Annotated in this window: 23 protein-coding genes, 1 tRNA gene and 1 riboswitch; of the genes, 17 read left to right on the top strand and 7 right to left on the bottom strand. The window is 69.5% G+C overall.

All coding sequences use genetic code 11. The features are described from left to right. Positions 1-16: 16 nt before the first annotated feature. Entirely contained in the window at positions 17-1,348 is a 1,332-nt protein-coding gene (locus IE258_RS11600) for a nicotinate phosphoribosyltransferase (protein ID WP_189742446.1), read from the bottom strand. 109 nt (positions 1,349-1,457) lie between these two features. Between IE258_RS11600 and clpS the strand changes: the two genes are divergently transcribed. The 7 genes from clpS to IE258_RS11570 all read left to right on the top strand — a co-directional run bounded on the left by clpS (position 1,458) and on the right by IE258_RS11570 (position 6,334). After that, complete coding sequence (gene clpS, locus IE258_RS11595) at positions 1,458-1,775, top strand: ATP-dependent Clp protease adapter ClpS (RefSeq protein ID WP_003975895.1); 318 nt, start codon at positions 1,458-1,460, stop codon at positions 1,773-1,775. A 53-nt stretch (positions 1,776-1,828) separates the two neighbouring features. Then, the gene (locus tag IE258_RS11590; protein ID WP_189742443.1) at positions 1,829-2,437 is read left to right on the top strand and encodes a DUF2017 domain-containing protein; all 609 of its coding nucleotides are present in this window, start codon (positions 1,829-1,831) and stop codon (positions 2,435-2,437) included. Between the two features lie 368 nt (positions 2,438-2,805). Beyond that, complete coding sequence (locus IE258_RS11585) at positions 2,806-4,233, top strand: amino acid permease (protein ID WP_189742440.1); 1,428 nt, start codon at positions 2,806-2,808, stop codon at positions 4,231-4,233. Positions 4,234-4,401: 168 nt separating this feature from the next. Next, positions 4,402-4,824, top strand: a complete 423-nt coding sequence (locus IE258_RS11580) for a M67 family metallopeptidase (protein ID WP_030180146.1) — start codon at positions 4,402-4,404, stop codon at positions 4,822-4,824. A gap of 79 nt (positions 4,825-4,903) precedes the next feature. Beyond that, positions 4,904-4,999 (top strand): putative leader peptide, encoded by a 96-nt coding sequence (locus IE258_RS42025; protein WP_328822939.1) that lies wholly within the window; start codon positions 4,904-4,906, stop codon positions 4,997-4,999. 99 nt (positions 5,000-5,098) lie between these two features. Then, on the top strand, positions 5,099-5,377 hold the full coding sequence (locus IE258_RS11575) for a MoaD/ThiS family protein (RefSeq protein WP_159328827.1): 279 nt from the start codon (positions 5,099-5,101) through the stop codon (positions 5,375-5,377). Between the two features lie 6 nt (positions 5,378-5,383). Beyond that, positions 5,384-6,334 (top strand): PLP-dependent cysteine synthase family protein, encoded by a 951-nt coding sequence (locus tag IE258_RS11570; RefSeq protein WP_189742437.1) that lies wholly within the window; start codon positions 5,384-5,386, stop codon positions 6,332-6,334. A 48-nt stretch (positions 6,335-6,382) separates the two neighbouring features. On the opposite strand, the gene IE258_RS42020 is transcribed toward IE258_RS11570, so the two are convergent. Continuing rightward, positions 6,383-6,559: a hypothetical protein gene (locus tag IE258_RS42020; protein ID WP_189742432.1), complete on the bottom strand. Its 177-nt coding sequence runs from the start codon at positions 6,557-6,559 to the stop codon at positions 6,383-6,385. Positions 6,560-6,763: 204 nt separating this feature from the next. On the opposite strand from IE258_RS42020, the gene IE258_RS11560 reads away from it, so the two are divergent. Then, positions 6,764-7,516 (top strand): MBL fold metallo-hydrolase, encoded by a 753-nt coding sequence (locus tag IE258_RS11560; RefSeq protein ID WP_159328829.1) that lies wholly within the window; start codon positions 6,764-6,766, stop codon positions 7,514-7,516. 126 nt (positions 7,517-7,642) lie between these two features. Here IE258_RS11560 and IE258_RS11555 read toward each other — a convergent pair whose 3' ends face one another. Both IE258_RS11555 and IE258_RS11550 read right to left on the bottom strand, forming a co-directional pair. Then, the gene (locus tag IE258_RS11555; RefSeq protein WP_127894851.1) at positions 7,643-8,893 is read right to left on the bottom strand and encodes a PTS transporter subunit EIIC; all 1,251 of its coding nucleotides are present in this window, start codon (positions 8,891-8,893) and stop codon (positions 7,643-7,645) included. A gap of 227 nt (positions 8,894-9,120) precedes the next feature. After that, positions 9,121-10,416: a PTS transporter subunit EIIC gene (locus IE258_RS11550; RefSeq protein ID WP_189742429.1), complete on the bottom strand. Its 1,296-nt coding sequence runs from the start codon at positions 10,414-10,416 to the stop codon at positions 9,121-9,123. 158 nt (positions 10,417-10,574) lie between these two features. Between IE258_RS11550 and IE258_RS11545 the strand changes: the two genes are divergently transcribed. From IE258_RS11545 to rdgB, 4 genes are all read left to right on the top strand, one after another. Next, positions 10,575-10,808: a PTS sugar transporter subunit IIB gene (locus tag IE258_RS11545; protein WP_109032686.1), complete on the top strand. Its 234-nt coding sequence runs from the start codon at positions 10,575-10,577 to the stop codon at positions 10,806-10,808. A 76-nt stretch (positions 10,809-10,884) separates the two neighbouring features. Beyond that, positions 10,885-11,622 carry a ribonuclease PH gene (rph, locus tag IE258_RS11540; protein ID WP_159328830.1) on the top strand — a complete coding sequence of 246 codons (738 nt, stop codon included), beginning with the start codon at positions 10,885-10,887 and terminating at the stop codon, positions 11,620-11,622. A gap of 157 nt (positions 11,623-11,779) precedes the next feature. Beyond that, complete coding sequence (locus IE258_RS11535; protein ID WP_159328831.1) at positions 11,780-12,184, top strand: hypothetical protein; 405 nt, start codon at positions 11,780-11,782, stop codon at positions 12,182-12,184. A 46-nt stretch (positions 12,185-12,230) separates the two neighbouring features. Further along, positions 12,231-12,833, top strand: coding sequence for an RdgB/HAM1 family non-canonical purine NTP pyrophosphatase (gene rdgB / locus IE258_RS11530; RefSeq protein ID WP_189742426.1), 603 nt, complete (start codon positions 12,231-12,233; stop codon positions 12,831-12,833). 46 nt (positions 12,834-12,879) lie between these two features. Here rdgB and IE258_RS11525 read toward each other — a convergent pair. Together IE258_RS11525 and bcp are read right to left on the bottom strand one after the other, a co-directional pair. Further along, positions 12,880-12,964: transfer RNA gene (locus IE258_RS11525), tRNA-Leu, on the bottom strand. Between the two features lie 519 nt (positions 12,965-13,483). Next, entirely contained in the window at positions 13,484-13,951 is a 468-nt protein-coding gene (bcp, locus tag IE258_RS11520) for a thioredoxin-dependent thiol peroxidase (RefSeq protein WP_109032691.1), read from the bottom strand. Positions 13,952-14,045: 94 nt separating this feature from the next. Here bcp and IE258_RS11515 point away from each other — a divergent pair, with 94 nt between their 5' ends. From IE258_RS11515 to IE258_RS11505, 3 genes are all read left to right on the top strand, one after another. Then, positions 14,046-14,378, top strand: coding sequence for a DUF3618 domain-containing protein (locus tag IE258_RS11515; RefSeq protein WP_189742423.1), 333 nt, complete (start codon positions 14,046-14,048; stop codon positions 14,376-14,378). A gap of 23 nt (positions 14,379-14,401) precedes the next feature. Further along, complete coding sequence (locus IE258_RS11510) at positions 14,402-14,758, top strand: GroES family chaperonin (RefSeq protein WP_159328834.1); 357 nt, start codon at positions 14,402-14,404, stop codon at positions 14,756-14,758. Positions 14,759-14,819: 61 nt separating this feature from the next. Then, positions 14,820-14,887, top strand: a riboswitch (guanidine-III (ykkC-III) riboswitch). A 31-nt stretch (positions 14,888-14,918) separates the two neighbouring features. Continuing rightward, entirely contained in the window at positions 14,919-15,239 is a 321-nt protein-coding gene (locus tag IE258_RS11505) for a DMT family transporter (RefSeq protein WP_003975912.1), read from the top strand. Here the strand turns inward: IE258_RS11505 and IE258_RS11500 are convergent. Beyond that, positions 15,233-17,686 (bottom strand): transglycosylase domain-containing protein, encoded by a 2,454-nt coding sequence (locus IE258_RS11500; RefSeq protein ID WP_189742420.1) that lies wholly within the window; start codon positions 17,684-17,686, stop codon positions 15,233-15,235. The two genes, IE258_RS11505 and IE258_RS11500, sit on opposite strands and share 7 nt — an antisense overlap. Before the next feature lie 193 nt (positions 17,687-17,879). On the opposite strand from IE258_RS11500, the gene IE258_RS11495 reads away from it, so the two are divergent. Together IE258_RS11495 and IE258_RS11490 are read left to right on the top strand one after the other, a co-directional pair. Beyond that, positions 17,880-18,686, top strand: coding sequence for an ABC transporter permease (locus IE258_RS11495; RefSeq protein ID WP_142199335.1), 807 nt, complete (start codon positions 17,880-17,882; stop codon positions 18,684-18,686). 43 nt (positions 18,687-18,729) lie between these two features. After that, positions 18,730-19,548: an ABC transporter permease gene (locus IE258_RS11490; protein WP_373309746.1), complete on the top strand. Its 819-nt coding sequence runs from the start codon at positions 18,730-18,732 to the stop codon at positions 19,546-19,548. Positions 19,549-19,552 lie beyond the last annotated feature (4 nt).

Genomic DNA, 19,552 nt, shown 5'->3' with positions numbered 1-19,552 from the left:
TTTAGCTACCCGAGCCTCACTGTGCGTACTCCGTCGGAATGACGGGTTCCCCTCGGGAGAGCTGGGTGGCGGACAGCGGGAGGTTGGCGCGGGCGGCGGCGTGCCGGTCCCGGGCGGCGTCCAGCGGCTCGCGGGCGACGACCTCGCCGCCCTTGACCAGCTCGACCAGGAGCTGCCGGTCGGCCAGCGCGTCGGGCACCGGCCCGGTGCCGACCACCTCGGCCTCGGCGTACCCGTCCGCGTCCAGGCGCCGGGCGGCCCACTTGCGGCCGCCGACGGAGGTCTTGCCGCCGCTGGACTTCTTGGCCACCGGCACCAGCGGCGCCCCCTCCTCGCCGGACTCGGCGCGGGCGACCAGCTTGTAGACCATCGAGGCCGTCGGGTGCCCGGAGCCGGTGACCAGCTGGGTGCCGACGCCGTAGGCGTCCACGGGCGCCGCCGCCAGCGAGGCGATGGCGTACTCGTCCAGGTCCGAGGTCACCACGATCTTCGTGTCCGTCGCGCCCAGCTCGTCGAGCTGCTGGCGCACCCGGTGGGCGACGAGCAGCAGGTCGCCGGAGTCGATGCGCACCGCGCCCAGCTCGGGCCCGGCCACCTCCACGGCCGCACGGACCGCCTCGGCGACGTCGTAGGTGTCCACAAGGAGCGTGGTGTCCCCGCCCAGGGCGTCCACCTGGGCGCGGAAGGCGTCCCGCTCGTTGTCGTGCAGCAGCGTGAAGGCGTGCGCGGAGGTGCCGACGGTGGGGATGTTGTAACGGAAGCCGGCGGCCAGGTCGGAGGTGGTGGCGAAACCGCCGACGTAGGCCGAGCGGGCGGCGGCCACGGCGGCCAGCTCGTGGGTGCGGCGGGCGCCCATTTCGATCAGCGGGCGCTGCCCGGCGGCGGACGACATCCGGGAGGCGGCGGCCGCGATCGCCGAGTCGTGGTTGAGGATGGACAGGATCACCGTCTCCAGCAGCACGCACTCGCCGAAGGTCCCCTCCACCCGCATGATCGGCGAGCCCGGGAAGTACACCTCGCCCTCGGGATAGCCCCAGATGTCCCCGCTGAACCGGTACTCGGCGAGCCAGTCCAGGGTCTCCTCGTCGACGATGTCGTGCTCGCGCAGGAAGCGCAGCACGCCCGCGTCGAAGCGGAAGTTCTCCACCGCGTCCAGCACCCGCCCGGTGCCCGCCACGACGCCGTAGCGGCGGCCGTCCGGCAGCCGCCGGGTGAAGACCTCGAACACGCTGCGCCGCCCGGCCGTACCGGCCTTCAGGGCTGCCCGCAGCATGGTCAGCTCGTACTGGTCCGTGAAGAGCGCCGTCGAGGGGACGTCCACCGGCAGCCCAAGGTCCGCTGTGTTCATAGGACGGATCGTACCCCCATTTCGTCACTCTGACGATTTCCGGGCCCGCCCGGTTCGCGTGGCGCCCGCCACAGGCCCGTTTGTGCGGGTGCCCCCCTGTGGTGGCAGCATGGGCTGTGTGACGGCAGCCGCACCCATGGAGATCGAGAAGACCGAGTCGGCGGAGGAGGTCTTCGCCGTACCCGAGCCCGACGTGCCCTGGGTGACGATCGTGCACAACGACCCCGTCAACCTCATGAGCTACGTGACGTACGTCTTCCAGTCGTACTTCGGCTACTCCAAGGACAAGGCCACCAAGCTCATGATGGACGTCCACCACAAGGGCCGGGCGGTCGTCTCCAGCGGCAGCCGGGAGGAGATGGAACGGGACGTACAGGCCATGCACGGCTACGGCCTGTGGGCCACCCTCCAGCAGGACCGGAAATGAGCCCGGAAACGACCCACGCCCGCCCGCAGGACGGAAGCAGCTGAATCGCCTTCATGCCCGGACAATTCGAACCGCTCCCCGGCGGCGGCGCGGCCGTCGCGCTCGACGACGTCGAGATCTCCATCATCCGCTCGCTGGCCGTGCAGCTCCTGGAGCTGATCGGCCCGGGGCCCGCCGAGGACGCCTCCGACGACCCGCTCGCCGAGCTGTTCGCCGACGGCCCGAGCGAGCCGCCCTCCGACCCGGTGCTGCGCCGCCTGTTCCCGGACGCCTACGGCGACCCCGAGGGCGCCCCGCAGGCCCAGGAGGCCGAGGAGCAGCGGGCGCACTCCGCCGAGTTCCGCCGCTACACGGAGAACGACCTTCGGGCCGGCAAGCGGGACAACGCGCTGGCGGTGGTCCGCACCCTGGACGCCCTCTCCTCGGCGTCGGCGGGCGAGGAGGGCGCGGTGCTGAAGCTGTCGCCCCAGGAGTCCCAGCAGTGGCTGCGCGCCCTGAACGACCTGCGCCTGGCGATCGGCTCCCGGCTCGAGATCGCCGACGAGGACGACACCGACCTCCTCTACCGGCTGCCGGACGAGGATCCGCGCAAGCCGATGGTGATGGCGTACCTGTGGCTCGGCGGACTCCAGGAGTCACTGGTGGCCACGCTCATGACCTGAGTGGGGTTATGCCCTGAACCGGACGGTTCCGTCACGCTCCGTGTCCGCTCAGCGGAGCCTCAAATCCGGATAACGATCCCGTCAAAGCCGCGCCTCTTTTGCACCGCAGGCGCGGCTTTTGTCTGCTTCTACCTGTGGGACACGTCACAGTCGACCCCTGTGATCAGCGCCGCCGCCGTGGTAAATCTTCACGACCGCCCGGCGAACACCACCCGAATGTTCGGCCGGGTGCGCCACCGAGCCGGCAGACCGCCGGCCAGGCACCGAGCGGGATGTGAGGCCCGCTCAGCTCCATCATCCGGGGGGATCGAGACCCGATCCGAGGCCGACAGAAGGTCCGGATCGGCATGGAGAAAGGCGCACCACACATGACCTCTGCGCAGGTCGACACGGACAAGGCCCCCGAAGAGGGCTACGAGCGCGGTCTCAACAGCCGCCAGGTCCAGATGATCGCGATCGGCGGCGCCATCGGCGTCGGTCTCTTCCTGGGCGCCGGGGCCAACATCGCCAAGGCCGGCCCCAGCATCATCCTCATGTACGCCCTCGCGGGCGTGATCATCTTCTTCATCATGCGGGCGCTCGGCGAGCTGCTCCTGTACCGACCCGTCTCCGGCTCCTTCGCCGAGTACTCGCGCGAGTTCCTCGGCCCCTTCTTCGGTTACTTCACCGGCTGGACGTACTGGCTGATGTGGGTGGTCACCGGCATGGCGGAACTCACCGCCGCCGCCATCTACATCCACTACTGGTTCCCGGACATCCCGCAATGGGTCTCGGCCCTGGTCTTCCTGGTGCTGCTGTTCGTGGCCAACCTGATCTCGGTGAAGCTGTTCGGCGAGATCGAGTTCTGGTTCTCGATGGTCAAGGTCACCGCCATCATCGGCATGATCGTGATCGGCATCGGTGTGCTCACCTTCGGCTTCAGCCAGGCCGGCGACACCGCCGCCGTCTCCAACCTGTGGGAGTTCGACGGCTTCTTCCCCAAGGGCATCGGCTCGTCCCTGATGACCCTCCAGGGCGTCATGTTCGCCTACCTCGCCGTCGAGCTGGTCGGCGTCACCGCCGGTGAGTCCGAGAACCCGGAGAAGACCCTCCCCAAGGCGATCAACACCCTGCCCTGGCGCATCGCCCTCTTCTACGTCGGCGCCCTCACCGTCATCCTGGCGGTGGTCAAGTGGACCGAGTTCGCCGAGGGCGTCAGCCCCTTCGTGGAGGCATTCGCGGTCATCGGCATCCCGGCCGGCGCGGGCATCGTCAACTTCGTGGTGCTCACCGCCGCCCTGTCCTCCTGCAACTCCGGCATGTACTCCACGGGGCGCATGCTGCGCACCCTCGCGGACAACGGCGAGGCCCCCAAGGTCTTCAACAAGCTGTCGTCGACCAAGACCCCGGCCATCGGCATCGCCGTCTCGGTGGTCTTCATGGCCATCGGCGTGGTCCTGAACTACCTGGTCCCGGAGAAGGCCTTCGGCTACGTCACCTCCGTCGCCACCGCCGCCGGCATCTGGACCTGGCTGATGATCCTCATCAGCCACGTGCTGTACCGCCGCAAGGTCGTCGCGGGCCGCCTGCCCGCCTCCTCCTTCCCGGCGCCCGGCGGCTCGGTCTGCTCCTACATCGCCATCGCCTTCCTCCTCTTCGTGACCTGCCTCATCGCCTACGACGCCGACGCCCGCGTCTGCCTGTACGTGATGGCCGGCTGGGCCGCCGCCCTCGGCATCGGCTGGGCGGTGCTCAAGAGCCGCAACCCGCAGGTCACCGAGCGGCCCGGCGAGCCGGAGTTCGAGAAGATCGGCTGACAGACCCGCCGAACGCCGCTGACCAGCGCCTTCGTGCGCACACCAGGACGTCCGGCCACCGGGGACGCTCGTGGCTTCCCCTACGGCCACCGCTCAGGGATGTCCGGCATGTGGGCTCCCCCGTACCACCCACCGGTACGGGGGAGCCCGTCTGCTTATCCTGGCCGCATGCTGACCATCACCCAGGCCCTGTACGACCAGATCGTCGCCCACGCGCGCGAGGACCACCCCGACGAGGCGTGCGGCGTGGTGGCCGGTCCCGTCGGCGAGGGCCGCCCCGAGCGGTTCATCCCGATGCTCAACGCCGCCCGCTCGCCCACCTTCTACGAGTTCGACTCGCAGGACCTCCTCAAGCTCTACCGAGAGATGGACGACCGGGACGAGGAGCCGGTGGTCATCTACCACTCCCACACCGCCACCGAGGCCCACCCCTCCCGCACCGACATCAGCTACGCCAACGAGCCCGGGGCCCACTACGTCCTCGTCTCCACCGCGGACACCGACGGCGCCGGCGAGTTCCAGTTCCGCTCGTTCCGCATCGTGGAGGGCGAGGTCACGGAGGAGGAGGTCAAGGTCGTAGAAGCGTACTGATCTCGCGCCTCGGACGGAAAGGGTCCGCCAGGTGAGATCACACTCCGGAAGCCGGGCCGGGAATCGATACGATGAGCCCATGGTTCTTCTCGACGTGAGCGACAAGGCGCCGGGCGCGATGCTCGTGGCGCGGCTGCACGTCGACCTGTGCAGGCTGAAAAGCGCCATCTGTTGATCTTCGTTGCCGCCGTACGGCCGTGAGCCGCGGCGTGCTGACGTGTGCCGCCGCGCGCCCCACGAACCCACGACAAACTTCCGACAGGAGCACTCAGCCATGGCCATCGAGGTCCGCATCCCGACCATCCTCCGCCAGTACACCGACGGCCAGAAGGCGGTGGAGGGCACCGGGAACACCCTCGCCGAGCTCTTCGCCGACCTCGAGACCCGGCACGCGGGCATCCAGGCCCGCATCGTCGACGGCGAGCAGCTGCGCCGCTTCGTCAACGTCTACCTGAACGACGAGGACGTCCGCTTCCTCGACGGCATCGACACCAAGCTGTCCGACGGCGACAGCATCACGATCCTGCCGGCGGTCGCCGGCGGTATGGCCTGATCGCCGATGCGTTACGACTCCCCGCTGGCCGCGGTGGGCAACACCCCCTTGGTGCGCCTGCCGCGGCTGTCGCCGTCCGACGACGTCCGCATCTGGGCCAAGCTGGAGGACCGCAACCCGACCGGCTCCATCAAGGACCGCCCCGCGCTCCACATGATCGAGCAGGCGGAGAAGGACGGCCGCCTCACCAAGGGCTGCACGATCCTGGAGCCGACCAGCGGCAACACCGGCATCTCCCTGGCCATGGCCGCCAAGCTCAAGGGCTACCGCATCGTCTGCGTGATGCCCGAGAACACCTCGCAGGAGCGCCGGGACCTGCTCGCCATGTGGGGCGCGGAGATCATCTCCTCCCCGGCCGCCGGCGGCTCCAACACCGCCGTACGGGTCGCCAAGGAACTCTCCGCCGAGCACCCGGACTGGGTGATGCTCTACCAGTACGGCAACCCGGACAACGCGGGCGCCCACTACGCCGGCACCGGCCCGGAGATCCTCGCCGACCTGCCTTCGGTCACCCACTTCGTCGCGGGCCTCGGGACGACGGGCACGCTGATGGGCGCCGGCCGCTACCTGCGCGAGCACAAGCCGGACGTGAAGATCGTCGCCGCCGAACCGCGCTACGACGACCTCGTGTACGGGCTGCGCAACCTCGACGAGGGCTTCGTACCCGAGCTGTACGACGCCTCCGTCCTCACCACCCGCTTCTCGGTGGGCTCCGCCGACGCCGTCACCCGCACCCGTGAGCTGCTCCAGCAGGAGGGCATCTTCGCGGGCGTCTCCACCGGCGCCGCCCTGCACGCCGCGATCGGCGTCGGGCAGAAGGCGGTCAAGGCTGGCGAGAGCGCGGACATCGTGTTCGTCGTCGCCGACGGCGGCTGGAAGTACCTCTCCACCGGTGTCTACACCGCCGAGACGACCGAGGCGGCCATCGAGACCCTCCACGGGCAGCTCTGGGCCTGACTGCTCCACCCGGCGAACCGCCCCGCGACGCACGCGTCGCGGGGCGCGTCAGCTCTCGGGCCCCCGCGCGTCGGGCCCGTCCCGTCCGCCGCTTCCGCCGCGTCCGTCCGGGGGGCGCCGCCCCCGGCGACGAGGCCGCCGGCCCCGGCCCCAGCCGTCGACGACCGTGGCGACGAGCGCGAGCAGCACCACCGCCGCGAAGACGAGCCACCAGGACGTGTCCATACCGACGACGGTACCGGCGCGCGCCGATACCGCGCGCCCCTTCCAGGTCCCCGCACGCCCTGCTTCCAGCCGAACCGGTGATCCCGCAGGTGAGTTCGCCCACAACGGCCCCTGGCGGAGGAGCGACCGCAGGTTTTGCGCCTTACGCTCGACGGACCGCACGACCCCCGTCTCTCCACACGCGCCAGCGGAGGTTTCTGCTTCATGAAGCTCACCGTCGTCGGCTGCTCGGGGTCGTTCCCGTCCGCGGAATCGGCCTGCTCGAGCTACCTCGTCGAGGCCGACGGCTTCCGGCTGCTTCTCGACATGGGCAACGGTGCCCTCGGCGAGCTGCAGCGCCACTGCGGTCTCTACGACCTCGACGCGATCTTCCTCAGCCATCTGCACGCCGACCACTGCATCGACATGTGCGCCTATTTCGTGGCGCGCTACTACCGGCACGACGGCGGCCGCTGCGCCCCGCTCCCGGTCTACGGACCCGAGGGCACCGAGCACCGGCTGACCACCGCCTACGCCGACACCCCCACGGCCTCCTCCATGAGCGAGGTGTTCGACTTCCACACGGTCAAGCCCTCCACCTTCGAGGTCGGTCCGTTCACCGTGCACACCGAGCGCGTCGCCCACCCCGTGGAGGCGTACGCCATCCGCGTCGAGCACGGCGGCCGTTCACTGACGTACTCCGGCGACACGGGCGTCACCCCGGTGCTGGACGAACTCGCCCGCGACACCGACCTGTTCCTGTGCGAGGCCGCCTTCACGCACGGCAAGGAGAACATCCCCGACCTCCACCTCAACGGACGCGAGGCGGGCGAGAGCGCGGCCCGGGCCGGCGCCCGGCGGCTGGTGCTTACCCACATCCCCCCGTGGACCGACCCCGCCGTCAACCTGGCCGACGCCCGCGAGGCGTACGCCGGGGCGGTGGAGGTCGCCACGGCGGGCGCGGTGTACGAGATCTGATCCCGCGGCAGCCGCGAGAGCCACGAGAGCCCCGTCAGCCGCGAGAGCCACGACAGCGCCGGCACGGCAGGAAGGCCCCGGAACCTTCGCGGTTCCGGGGCCTTCGTCACGCCGTACGGCCGGGGCTCACGCCTTGGTGAGGTCCTCGACCTCCTCCTCGGGCTCGCGGCCCGGGGTCTTCAGGTTGAACTTGACGATCGCGAAACGGAACGTCACGTAGTAGATCGCCGCGAACACCAGACCGATCGGGATGATCAGCCATGGCTTGGTGGCGAGGTGCCAGTTCAGCGCGTAGTCGATGAAACCGGCCGAGAAGTTGAAGCCGGCGTGCACACCCAGGCCCCATGTGATCGCCATCGAGATCGCGGTGAGCACCGCGTGCAGCACGTACAGGACCGGCGCGATGAACATGAACGAGAACTCGATCGGCTCGGTCACACCGGTCACGAACGAGGTCGCGGCCAGGGAGATCATCATGCCGAGGACGGCCTTGCGGCGCTCCGGGCGGGCGGTGTGCGCCATGGCCAGGGCGGCGGCCGGCAGACCGAACATCATGATCGGGAAGAAGCCCGCCTGGAAGATACCGGCGGAGGGGTCACCGGCCAGGAAGCGGGTGATGTCACCGTGCACCACGTCACCCGCGGAGTTGGTGAAGTCGCCGAGCTGGAACCAGGCCACCGTGTTCACGAACTGGTGCATGCCGACCGGGATCAGCGCGCGGTTCACGCCACCGAACAGGGCCGCGCCGCCGGAGCCGAGGCCCGTCATCCACTCGCCGAAGTTGGAGATGCCGTCGCCGATGGGCTCCCAGACCAGACCGAAGAAGACACCCACGACGATGCCGACGAAGGCCATGATGATCGGCACCAGGCGGCGGCCGTTGAAGAAGCCGAGCCAGTCCACCAGCTTCTTGCGGTGGTACCGCTGCCACAGCACGGCGGCCAGCAGACCCATGATGATGCCGCCGAGGACACCCGGGTCGTTGTAGGTCGCGGCGACGTCCTCGCCGTTCTTGACCACCGCCTCGGTGACCGGGAAGGCCTCGAGCACCTTGCTGTAGACGAGGAAGCCGACCACCGCGGCCAGCGCGGTCGAGCCGTCGGCCTTCTTGGCGAAGCCGATGGCCACGCCTATGCAGAACAGGATCGGCAGCGAGCCGGTGAGGGCACCGCCCGCGTTGTTGAAGACCGCGGCGACCTTGTCCCAGCCGAGGCCGTCCTTGCCGAAGATGTCGTCCTGGCCGAGCCGGACCATGATGCCCGCCGCCGGCAGCACGGCGATCGGGAGCTGGAGGCTGCGTCCTACCTTCTGCAGCCCCTGGAAAAGACCGGATCCCCGCTTCTTTGCGGGGGCCGCCGTGTCGGTGGCGGTGCTCATGCTTCCTCCATCGGGTGGTGGTCTACACCACTCAGTGGTGTAGACCTGTTGTAGCACGATGAAGGCGGCGTAAGGAACCCGTGATTCCGCGACCGGGCCGCTACGCGCAGTACCCGCCCAAGTCCCCTGATCACAGGCGCCGGAGCGCGCGGAGAAGGCCCCCGGACCGACGGTCCGGGGGCCTTCGCGAGACCACCCTCAAAGGGTACGTGAGGAACGGAAGAGGTCTACACCTTGGTGACGTCCTCCACGTCCTCCTCGGGTTCCCGCCCCGGGGTCTTCAGATCGAACTTCATGATCGCAAACCGGAAGACCGCGTAGTACACCACCGCGAAGCACAGCCCGATCGGAATGATCAGCCACGGCTTGGTCGCCAGGTTCCAGTTGATGACGTAGTCGATCAGCCCCGCCGAGAAGCTGAACCCGTCCTTCACCCCCAGCGCCCACGTCACCGCCATCGACACACCCGTCAGCACCGCGTGCGCCGCGTACAGCAGCGGAGCGATGAACAGGAACGAGTACTCCAGCGGCTCGGTGATCCCCGTCACGAACGAGGTCAGCCCCACCGACAGCATCAGGCCGCCGACCTCCTTGCGCCGGTGCGGCTTCGCGCAGTGCGTGATCGCCAGCGCCGCCGCCGGCAGCGCGAACATCATGATCGGGAAGAAGCCCGTCGTGAACTGACCCGCGTCCGGGTCGCCAGCCAGGAACATGTTGATGTCACCGTGCACCACCGTGCCGTCCGGCTTCGTGTACGAACCGAACTGGAACCACATCGGCACGTTCAGGAACTGATGCAGACCGATCACCAGCAGCGCCCGGTTCGCCAGACCGAACACACCCGCACCCCACGCGCCGATCCCGGTCATCCAGTCACTGAAACTCTCCAGCGCGTCACCGATCGGCGGCCACACCCACAGACACAGCGCCGCGAACACGATCGCCACGAACGCCATGATGATCGGCACCAGCCGGCGGCCGTTGAAGAAGCCCAGCCAGTCCACCAGCCTCGTCCGGTGGAAACGCTGCCAGAAGTACGCCGTCAGCAACCCCATCACGATGCCGCCGAAGACGCCCGGGTTCTGGAAGACGAACGCCGTCACCTCACCGTCACCGCCGGTCGGCTGACACCCGACCTGCGGGACCACCTTCGACCCCTCCGGGCAGTCCTCCGGGAACTGCCGCAGCACGTTGTAGTAGACGAGGAACCCCGCCACCGCCGCGAGCGCCGTCGAACCGTCGGCCTTCTTGGCCATCCCGATGGCCACACCCACACAGAACAGCAGCGGCAGCCCCAGCGACCCGTCGAGCAGCGCGCCGCCCGCACCCGTCATCACCTTCGAGACGTTCGTCCAGCCCAGACCGTCGTCCCCGAACACGTCCGGCTGCCCCAGCCGGTTGAGAATGCCGGCGGCGGGCAGGACCGCGATGGGCAACTGCAGGGAGCGACCCATCTTCTGCAACCCTTGGAACGCCTTGTTCCAGCGGGCGCGAGCGGGACTGACCGTGCTGTCGGCACTCATCCGGTCTCCATCCGGTCGCCGGTACACTGGTGTAGACCAGTTGACAGACGGCACCGCCGTCGTGACGCCATCATTCGGTACGCACCGCATGACCGCTCGCGAAGATGGGCCAACTGTGGGTTACTGCGACAAAGCGGTCCGGATCAGGGAGAACGAACATGGCCAGCAAGGCTGAGAAGATCGTCGCCGGCCTCGGCGGCATCGACAACATCGACGAGGTCGAAGGCTGCATCACCCGCCTCCGCACCGAGGTCAAGGACGCTTCCAAGGTCGACGACGCCGCCCTCAAGGCCGCCGGCGCCCACGGCGTCGTCAAGATGGGCACCGCCATCCAGGTCGTCATCGGCACCGACGCCGACCCGATCGCCGCGGACATCGAAGACATGATGTGAGCCACCGGCTCACCGGCAAGGGGCCTTTCCCACTCCGGGACGGGCCCCTTCCCCATGGGCCGCTAGGCTCACCCGCATGTCACGAATCGACGGCCGCACCCCCCAGCAGCTCCGCCCCGTCACCATCGAACGCGGCTGGAGCAAGCACGCCGAAGGCTCCGTCCTCGTCTCCTTCGGCGACACCAAGGTCCTCTGCAACGCCTCGGTCACCGAAGGCGTCCCGCGCTGGCGCAAGGGCAGCGGCGAAGGCTGGGTCACCGCCGAGTACGCCATGCTCCCCCGCGCCACCAACACCCGCGGCGACCGCGAGTCCGTCAAGGGCCGCATCGGCGGCCGCACCCACGAGATCAGCCGCCTCATCGGCCGGTCCCTGCGCGCCGTCATCGACTACAAGGCGCTCGGCGAGAACACCGTCGTCCTGGACTGCGACGTCCTCCAGGCCGACGGCGGCACCCGCACCGCCGCCATCACCGGCGCCTACGTCGCCCTCGCCGACGCCATCGGCTGGGCCCAGGGCCGGAAGCTGATCAAGGCCAACCGCAAGCCGCTCACCGGCACCGTCTCCGCCGTCTCCGTCGGCATCGTCGACGGCACCCCGCTCCTCGACCTGCGCTACGAGGAGGACGTCCGCGCCGACACCGACATGAACGTCGTCTGCACCGGCGACGGCCGCTTCGTCGAGGTCCAGGGCACCGCCGAGGCCGAGCCCTTCGCCCGCGACGAGCTCAACACCCTGCTCGACCTCGCCACCGCCGGCTGCACGGAACTGGCCGACCTCCAGCGCAAGGCACTCGACGCGGTCCTCGAAAGGTAAAGCGAGTAAAGGGAACGCCAAAAGCAGGCAACTGGGCCGCCCACGGACGCGTCCCTAGCAGTACAGCACCACGGGCGTACGGCAGACCTTGCCGTACGCCCGACGCCGCACCGCACACGGGCCGCCCGGCCCTGTCCCAAGGGGAGGACCGAGACCCATGGCCGCGAGCCGCCACCGCCGCCTTCGCCGCACCGCCACCGCCGTCGCCACCGTGGCGACCATCGCCCTGACGGCCGGCCTCACCACCGGCTGCGACGCCGTCGACAAGGCCCTCGACTGCGTACGCACGGCCGACGCGATAGCCGACAGCGTCACCGAACTCCAGCAGGCCGTGGAGAACGCGGACGACCCCACCCAGTGGGAGGAATCCCTCAACTCCATCGACAAGAACCTCGACAAGATCGGCGACCAGACCGACAACACCGACGTCAACAAGGCCGTCGACGACCTCGGCAAGGCCGTCGACAACGTCCGCACCTCGGTAGAGAACGGCGACGAGACCCCCGACCTCAGCCCCGTCACCGACGCGGCGGGCGAACTGACCAAGGTCTGCACGCCGTAGGCAGGGCCCGGCCGGGCGAGGATCGGGGTCCGGAATACTGGGCCCCATGACCCGCCTCATCCTCGCCACCCGCAACGCCGGAAAGATCACCGAACTGAGGGCCATCCTCGCCGACGCGGGCCTGCCGCACGACCTCGTCGGCGCGGACGCCTACCCGCACATCCCCGACGTCAAGGAAACCGGCGTCACCTTCGCCGAGAACGCCCTCCTCAAGGCCCACGCCCTCGCCGAGGCCACCGGCCTGCCCGCCGTCGCCGACGACTCCGGCCTCTGCGTCGACGTCCTGAACGGCGCCCCCGGCATCTTCTCCGCCCGCTGGGCCGGCCGCCACGGCGACGACAAGGCCAACCTCGACCTGTTGTTGGCCCAGATCGGCGACATCGCCGACGAACACCGGGGCGCGTACTTCGCCTGCGCGGCGGCCCTGGCCCTCCCCGACGGCACGGAGCGAGTGGTCGAGGGCCAACTGAAGGGCACCCTCCGCCACGCCCCCGCCGGCACGGGCGGCTTCGGCTACGACCCGATCCTCCAGCCCGACGGCGAGACCCGCACCTGCGCGGAACTGACGGCAGCGGAGAAGAACGCCATCAGCCACCGCGGGAAGGCGTTCCGGGCGCTGGTGCCGGTGGTGCGGGAGCTGCTGCGCTGAATGACATCGGAGGGGCCACTCGTTGAGTGGCCCCTCCGGATGCGCGTGCGGCCGGTGGGACTCGAACCCACACGGGTGTGAACCCACTGGGACCTAAACCCAGCATGACTGCCAAATTCCATCACGGCCGCTCAAAAACGGTCATCATGCTCGACCAGCGGCATTCAGTGTACGGGGAGACCGGGTCACCCTGCGAGGGGCGCTCTGTCTTTCCGGCCGGTGTTGCCGCAGGTCTCGCAAGAGTACGGCAGGCCGATCTCGCCCAGAGCCTCTGTGCAGTTGGGCCCTGTTGGTTCGGCCGGCGTGAGACGGGAGAACGATCAGCACTCGGTCAGCGACAGGATCTGGGGCGGGTGACTCTGCACGCCCCCAGGACCTGCGCTCGAAGTGACTGGTGTCCACGAGCTACGCCGACGTCATGCGCAGCCTCGGGCTGGAGGTCAGTGACGTCAACCATCGCCGAGTCCGACGCGCGGTCGGGCGTCTCAGTATCGGTGATCGACGTCGGTTCCTGCTGGCTGATGCGGCGCCGAATGTGGGACAGGGTGCCGGTGGCTGGGGTGGCGCCGAGCTTCAGCGCCACCTCGCGTAGAGAGGATGACGAGGCGGCTGCCTCAGCGATGGCCGCGTCGGGATCCGCCAAAAGGGACTCAGATCCCCAAGTCCTTGATGATCTTGGCCACGTGGCCCGTCGCGCGGACGTTGTACAGGGCGCGTTCGACCTTGCCCTCTTCGTCGACGACGATGGTGGAGCGGATGACGCCCATGTAGGTGCGGCCGTAGTTCTTCTTCTCGCCGAAGGCGCCGTACGCGTCGAGGGCCTTCTTGTCCGGGTCGGCGAGGAGGGTGACCTTCAGGGACTCGGCCTCGCGGAACTTGGCCAGCTTCTCCGGCTTGTCGGGGGAGATGCCGATCACGTCGTACCCGGCGCCGGTCAGCAGCTCCAGGTTGTCCGTGAAGTCGCAGGCCTGCTTCGTGCAGCCGGGGGTAAGCGCGGCAGGGTAGAAGTAGACGATGACCTTGCGGCCCTTGTGGTCGGACAGGGACACCTCGTTGCCGTCGGCGTCCGGGAGGGTGAAGGCGGGGGCCGTGTCCCCGGGCTGGAGTCGCTCGCTCATCGATCCAGCGTAACGGGGGGTCCTGACAGTGCGGAGACGCAAGTAGCTGACAGACTGTCCGGGACAGCGTCAGAGCGGACTTCGGAGGCGTACGGTGGCGGACACGTCGGACATCAGGACCCCGGCGCAGATCGAGGCGGACATCAAGCGCCGCCGCGAGGTGCTGGCCGAGACGCTCGACGAGCTCGGGATGCGGGTGCACCCGAAGACGATCGTCGACGATGCGAAGGCCAAGGTCGCCTCCAGCGTCGATCACACCCTCGGCCGGGCGTACGTCCAGGTCAATCGCGTGGTGAGCGACGTGAAGGCGCAGTTCGTGGACGAGACGGGCGCCCCGCGGATGGAGCGGATCGTGCCCGTCGCGCTGGTGGCGGTCGGGGTCGTGGGGCTGCTCGCCCTGGGCGGCACCCGGCGGCGCGGGCGCTGAGCGGGGGCAGGTAGGTTCAGGGCGTGAGCGCCAAGAGAAACGAGCAGGGTCCCCAGGACGACAAGCTGCCCATCCGGATGCTGCACGACCGTGTGCTCGTGCGGCAGGACTCCGGTGAGGGCGAGCGGCGTTCCGGGGGCGGCATCCTGATCCCCGCGACGGCGGCCGTCGGCAAGCGGCTGGCCTGGGCCGAGGTGGTCGCGGTCGGACAGAACGTACGGACCGTGGAGCCGGGCGACCGGGTGCTGTACGACCCGGAGGACCGTGCCGAGGTCGAGGTGCGGGGTGTGGGCTACGTGCTCATGCGTGAGCGCGATCTGCACGCCGTGGCGGCGGACCGGTTCGAGGGGTCGGAGGACTCCACCGGGCTGTACCTCTGAAGCACGGGTTCGCAGCACGACTCAGGGGCTGGTGATCAAGGTCACCGGCCCCTTTCTCCTGTCTTTGCTACCTTGGGAAGCACCCCGACGAGACGCGCCGTACCGGGCTGAAGGCAAAGACGACGCACCACCGTTCAGTTCGTTCACGGAGGTGCCTGTCATGGCGTGGGTTCTGTTGTTCGTCGCCGGTCTGCTCGAGGTCGGCTGGTCGATCGGGATGAAGTACACCGACGGTTTCACCCGGCTGTGGCCGAGTGTGTTCACGGGTGCCGGGATCGTCGCGAGCATGATGCTGCTGTCGTATGCGGCCCGGACGCTGCCCATCGGTACCGCCTACGGCGTGTGGGTGGGGATCGGCGCGGCCGGGGCGGCGGTGCTCGGCATGGTGGTGCTGGGGGAGCCGGCGACCGCCGCCCGGATCTTCTTCATTTGTTTGCTGCTGGTCGCCGTTGTGGGTCTCAAGGCGACCTCCGGTCACTGACGCCGAGGCGTGACGGGGAGGCCGGGGAAGCCGGTGTTCGAGTCCCCGCCGCCCGCGCCGTCGGTGTCTCCGCCGCCCGGCCCGGTGCCGCCGTTGGAGGAGTCGTCGCCGCCCGAGTCGCCGCCGCCGGTGGGGCCCGGCTCAGTGCTGGGGCCGCCGGTGGAAGGGGTGCCGCCGCCGGTCGACGGGGGGTCGGACTCGGTGCCGCCGCCGTCGCCGGGCGGGGTGCTGCTGCCGCCGGAGTCGCCGGGGGTCGCGGAGCCGGAGCCGTCCTCGTCGCCGGTGGAGTCCTCGTCCGTCTCGCCGCTGCCGCTCTCGTCGCCGTCGCCCGGTTCGTCCGAGGCGTCGCTGCTCGGGGGCGCGGTGACGTCGGCGCCGTCCTGGAGCTGGAGGTCGAAGTCGCTGACCGGTTCGCCCTCGAGGGCGTTGCGGGTGTACTGGCCCCAGATCTCGGCGGGGGCGCCGCCGCCGTTGATGCGGGCCAGGCCCATGGCGCCGTACAGGGGCTTGTGGGCGGCGGTCTTCGGGTCCTGGCCCATCACGGCGACGACGGTGGCGAGGTCGGGGGTGTAGCCGGCGAACCAGGCGGCCGTGTCCTCCTCGGCGGTGCCGGTCTTGCCTGCCGCGGGACGGCCGGCGGCCTGGGCGGCGGTGGCGGTGCCGTTCTGGACGACGCTGCGCAGGACGGACGTGGTGGTGTCGGCGGCCTCCCGGCTGACGGCCTGGTGCTCGCGCCGTTCGGGCAGCTCGACCTCCTGCTTGCCGTCCTTCATGACCTTCTCGACGAAGGTGTACGTGCCGTGCCTGCCGTGGTTGGCGAGGGTGGCGTAGGCCTCCGCCATGTCGAGGGGGCTGGCGGTGGCGACGCCGAGGGCGATGGAGGGGGAGGGGGTCAGCTCGGGGGTGTTCTTGGAGAGTCCGAGGTCGATCGCGGTCTGCTTGACCTTGTCGGAGCCGACGTCGACGGCCATCTGCGCGTACACGGCGTTGATGGACTTGTCGGTGGCCTCGCGGACGGTGACGTGGCCGTAGTCGCGGTGGTCCTCGTTCTCGGGGGCGTAGCGGCCGCCGGTCCAGCCCTGGACGGGGCGTTCGCTGGTGCCGTCGTAGCGCGTGTTCGGGTTGATCGTCTGGCCGCTCTGCGTCTCGGAGTGGTTCTCGACGGCGGAGGTGAAGACGAAGGGCTTGAAGGTGGAGCCGACCTGGAAGTCGCGGCGGACGGCGTTGGGTGTGTACTGCTTGACGTAGTCGATGCCGTTGTACATCGCGACGACCTTGCCGGTCTTCGGGTCGACGGAGGCGCCGCCGGCGCGGACGTAGGTGTCGACCTTGCGTTCCTTCTTGTCCAGCTGGGACATCAGCTTGTCGTCGACGGCCTTGACGAAGGCGTCCTGCTTGTCCTTCTGGAGGGTGGTGGTGATGCGGTAGCCGCCGCGGCCCAGTTCCTCCTCGTCGACGATGCCGTTCTCGATCAGGTACTTCTTGACGATGTTGACGACGTAGCCGCGCTGTCCGGACATGCCGGTGGAGACGGTGGACTCCTTGGGCTTGGGGAACTTCGCCGCGGCGCGGTCGGAGGCGCTGAGCCAGCCCTTGTCGACCATGCCGTTCATGACGTAGTTCCAGCGGGCCTCGGCGGCGGGCCGGTTCTCGGGGTGGGCGACGACGTCGTACTGGCTGGGGGCGTTGAGCAGGGAGGCGAGGTAGGCGCCCTGGGCGGCGGTGAGGTCCTTGGCGTCGACGCCGAAGTACGCCTGGGCGGCGGCCTGGATGCCGTAGGCGCCGCGGCCGAAGAAGCTGGTGTTGAGGTAGCCCTCGAGGATCTCGTTCTTGCTCTTCTCCCGGTCGAGCTTGATCGAGATGAAGAACTCCTTCACCTTGCGGGTGACGGTCTGCTCCTGGGCCAGGTAGTAGTTCTTGACGTACTGCTGGGTGATCGTGGAGCCGGACTGCTTGCCCTTGCCTGTGGCGGTGTTCCAGCCGGCCCGGACCATCGCCATGGGGTCGATGGCGGACTCGGTGTAGAAGTCGCGGTCCTCGGCGGCGAGGACGGCGTGCTGGGCGTCCTTGGAGATGCGGGCGAGGCCGACGCTCTCGCGGTTGACCTCGCCGTCGCGGGCGAGGACGCTGCCGTCGGCGTACAGGTAGACGTTGGACTGCTTGGTGGCGAGCGCGTTGGCGGCGGGGATCTGGACGAGGTGGTAGCCGAGGAAGAAGCCGCCGACGATCAGCAGGAGGCCGACGACGACGGTGCTCAGCGCGATGCGCCAGGTCGGGATCAGGCGGCGCCATCCGGTGCGCTTGGGGCGCTTGGGCTTCTTCGCCTTCCCGGACGCGTCCGTTGTGCCGGGTGCTCCCGGCTGCCCGGTCTGCCCGTCGCCGGCCGCCTCCGGCTCCCTCTTGGCCCAGCCCGGGTGCGGCTGCTGCGGCTGCGGCTCGTCGCTCATCTCGTGCACGGACTCCTGTTTCGCTTCTGCTTCGCTTCGTACGGTTTTCGGAACGTCTGAGTTTCTTCTGAAGAAGACTCTCGCACCGGGCGTTCCGTTCCCACTCGACGGCACACCGGTGAAATTCCGTGGCAGGCGTCCCCGCGGTCGCACTAGGCTCCTGCGCTTTGGTGCCGGTCGGACGGGGAGGGCAGTGCGGGTGGGCTCGGGGCGGTTGTACGTGGCCGTCGCGGCGGGTGGATTCCGACGGTACGCGACGTATCGGGCGGCGACCGCCGCCGGGGTGTTCACCAACACGGTCTTCGGACTGATCCTGGTGTACACCTATCTGGCGCTGTGGGACGAGAAACCGCAGCTCGGCGGGTACGACCAGGCGCAGGCCGTGACCTTCGTGTGGCTGGGGCAGGCGCTGCTGGCGGCGCTGGCGATCGGCGGCGGCGGCTTCGAGGACGAGTTGATGGAGCGCATCCGTTCGGGTGATGTCGCCGTCGATCTGTACCGCCCGGCGGATCTCCAGCTGTGGTGGCTGGCGGCGGACGTGGGACGGGCGCTGTTCCAGTTGCTGGGCCGGGGCGTGGTGCCGTTCGTGTTCGGGTCGCTGTTCTTCCCGGTGGCACTGCCGCGGGAGGTGTCCGTGTGGGCGGCGTTCCTGGTGACGCTGCTGCTGGCGATGCTGGTGGGTTTCGCGCTGCGCTACCTGGTGGCGCTCTCGGCGTTCTGGCTGCTGGACGGCACCGGGGTGACGCAGATGGCGTGGCTGGCGGGGCTGTTCTGCTCGGGGATGCTGCTGCCGCTGAACGTGTTCCCGGGGGCGCTCGGCGAGGTGGTGCGGGCGCTGCCGTGGTCGTCGCTGCTCCAGGCGCCCGCGGACGTGCTGCTCGGCGAGGCGGATCCGCTGGGGACGTATCTCTTCCAGGCGTCCTGGGCGGTGGCGCTGCTGGCGCTGGGCCGGCTGGTGCAGTCGGCGGCGACGCGACGGGTGGTGGTCCAGGGTGGCTGAGGCGACCGAAGCGACCGAAGCGGCCGAGGCGGCCGGGGCGGGGGTGCGGCGCGGGCGGGTCGTCGAGGGGGTGCGCGCGTACGGGCTGATCGCCGGGATGTGGATCAGGTCGACGATGGCGTACCGGACGTCCTTCGCGCTGACGACGTTCGGGAACTTCGCGATGACCGCGCTGGACTTCGTGGCGATCCTGCTGATGTTCTCCCGGGTCGACGCGCTGGGCGGCTGGTCGCTGCCCGAGGTGGCGTTCCTGTACGGGCTGTCGGCGGTGTCCTTCGGGCTGGCCGACCTGGCGATCGGCTCGATGGAGCGGCTGGGCCGCCGGGTGCGGGACGGCACGCTGGACACGCTGCTGGTGCGTCCGGTGCCGGTGCTGGCGCAGGTGGCGGCGGACCGGTTCGGGCTGCGCCGTCTTGGCCGGGTGGTGCAGGGGCTGCTGGTGCTCGGGTACGCGCTGGCGGTGGTCGGCGTCGACTGGACGGCGGCGAAGCTGCTGCTGTTGCCGGTGGCGCTGCTCAGCGGGGCGGGGATCTTCTGCGCGGTGTTCGTGGCGGCGGCGGCGTTCCAGTTCGTGGCGCAGGACGCCTCGGAGGTGTCCAACGCCTTCACCTACGGCGGCACGACGATGCTGCAGTACCCGCCGGCGGTGTTCGCCCTTGACCTGGTGCGCGGGGCGACGTTCGTGGTGCCGCTGGCGTTCGTGAACTGGCTGCCGGCGAGTTTCGTGCTGGAGCGGCCGTATCCGCTGGACCTGCCCGGGTGGGTGGCGTTCACGCCGCCGCTGGTGGCCGCGGCCTGCTGTGCGCTGGCGGGGCTGGCCTGGCGGGCGGGCCTGCGTTCGTACCGGAGCACGGGGAGCTGACGGA

Source organism: Streptomyces tendae, assembly GCF_014650435.1.
GTDB lineage: Bacteria > Actinomycetota > Actinomycetes > Streptomycetales > Streptomycetaceae > Streptomyces > Streptomyces tendae.
The sequence above is the reverse complement of the archived record's forward strand: the minus strand, read 5'-3'. Positions and strand labels throughout refer to the sequence as shown.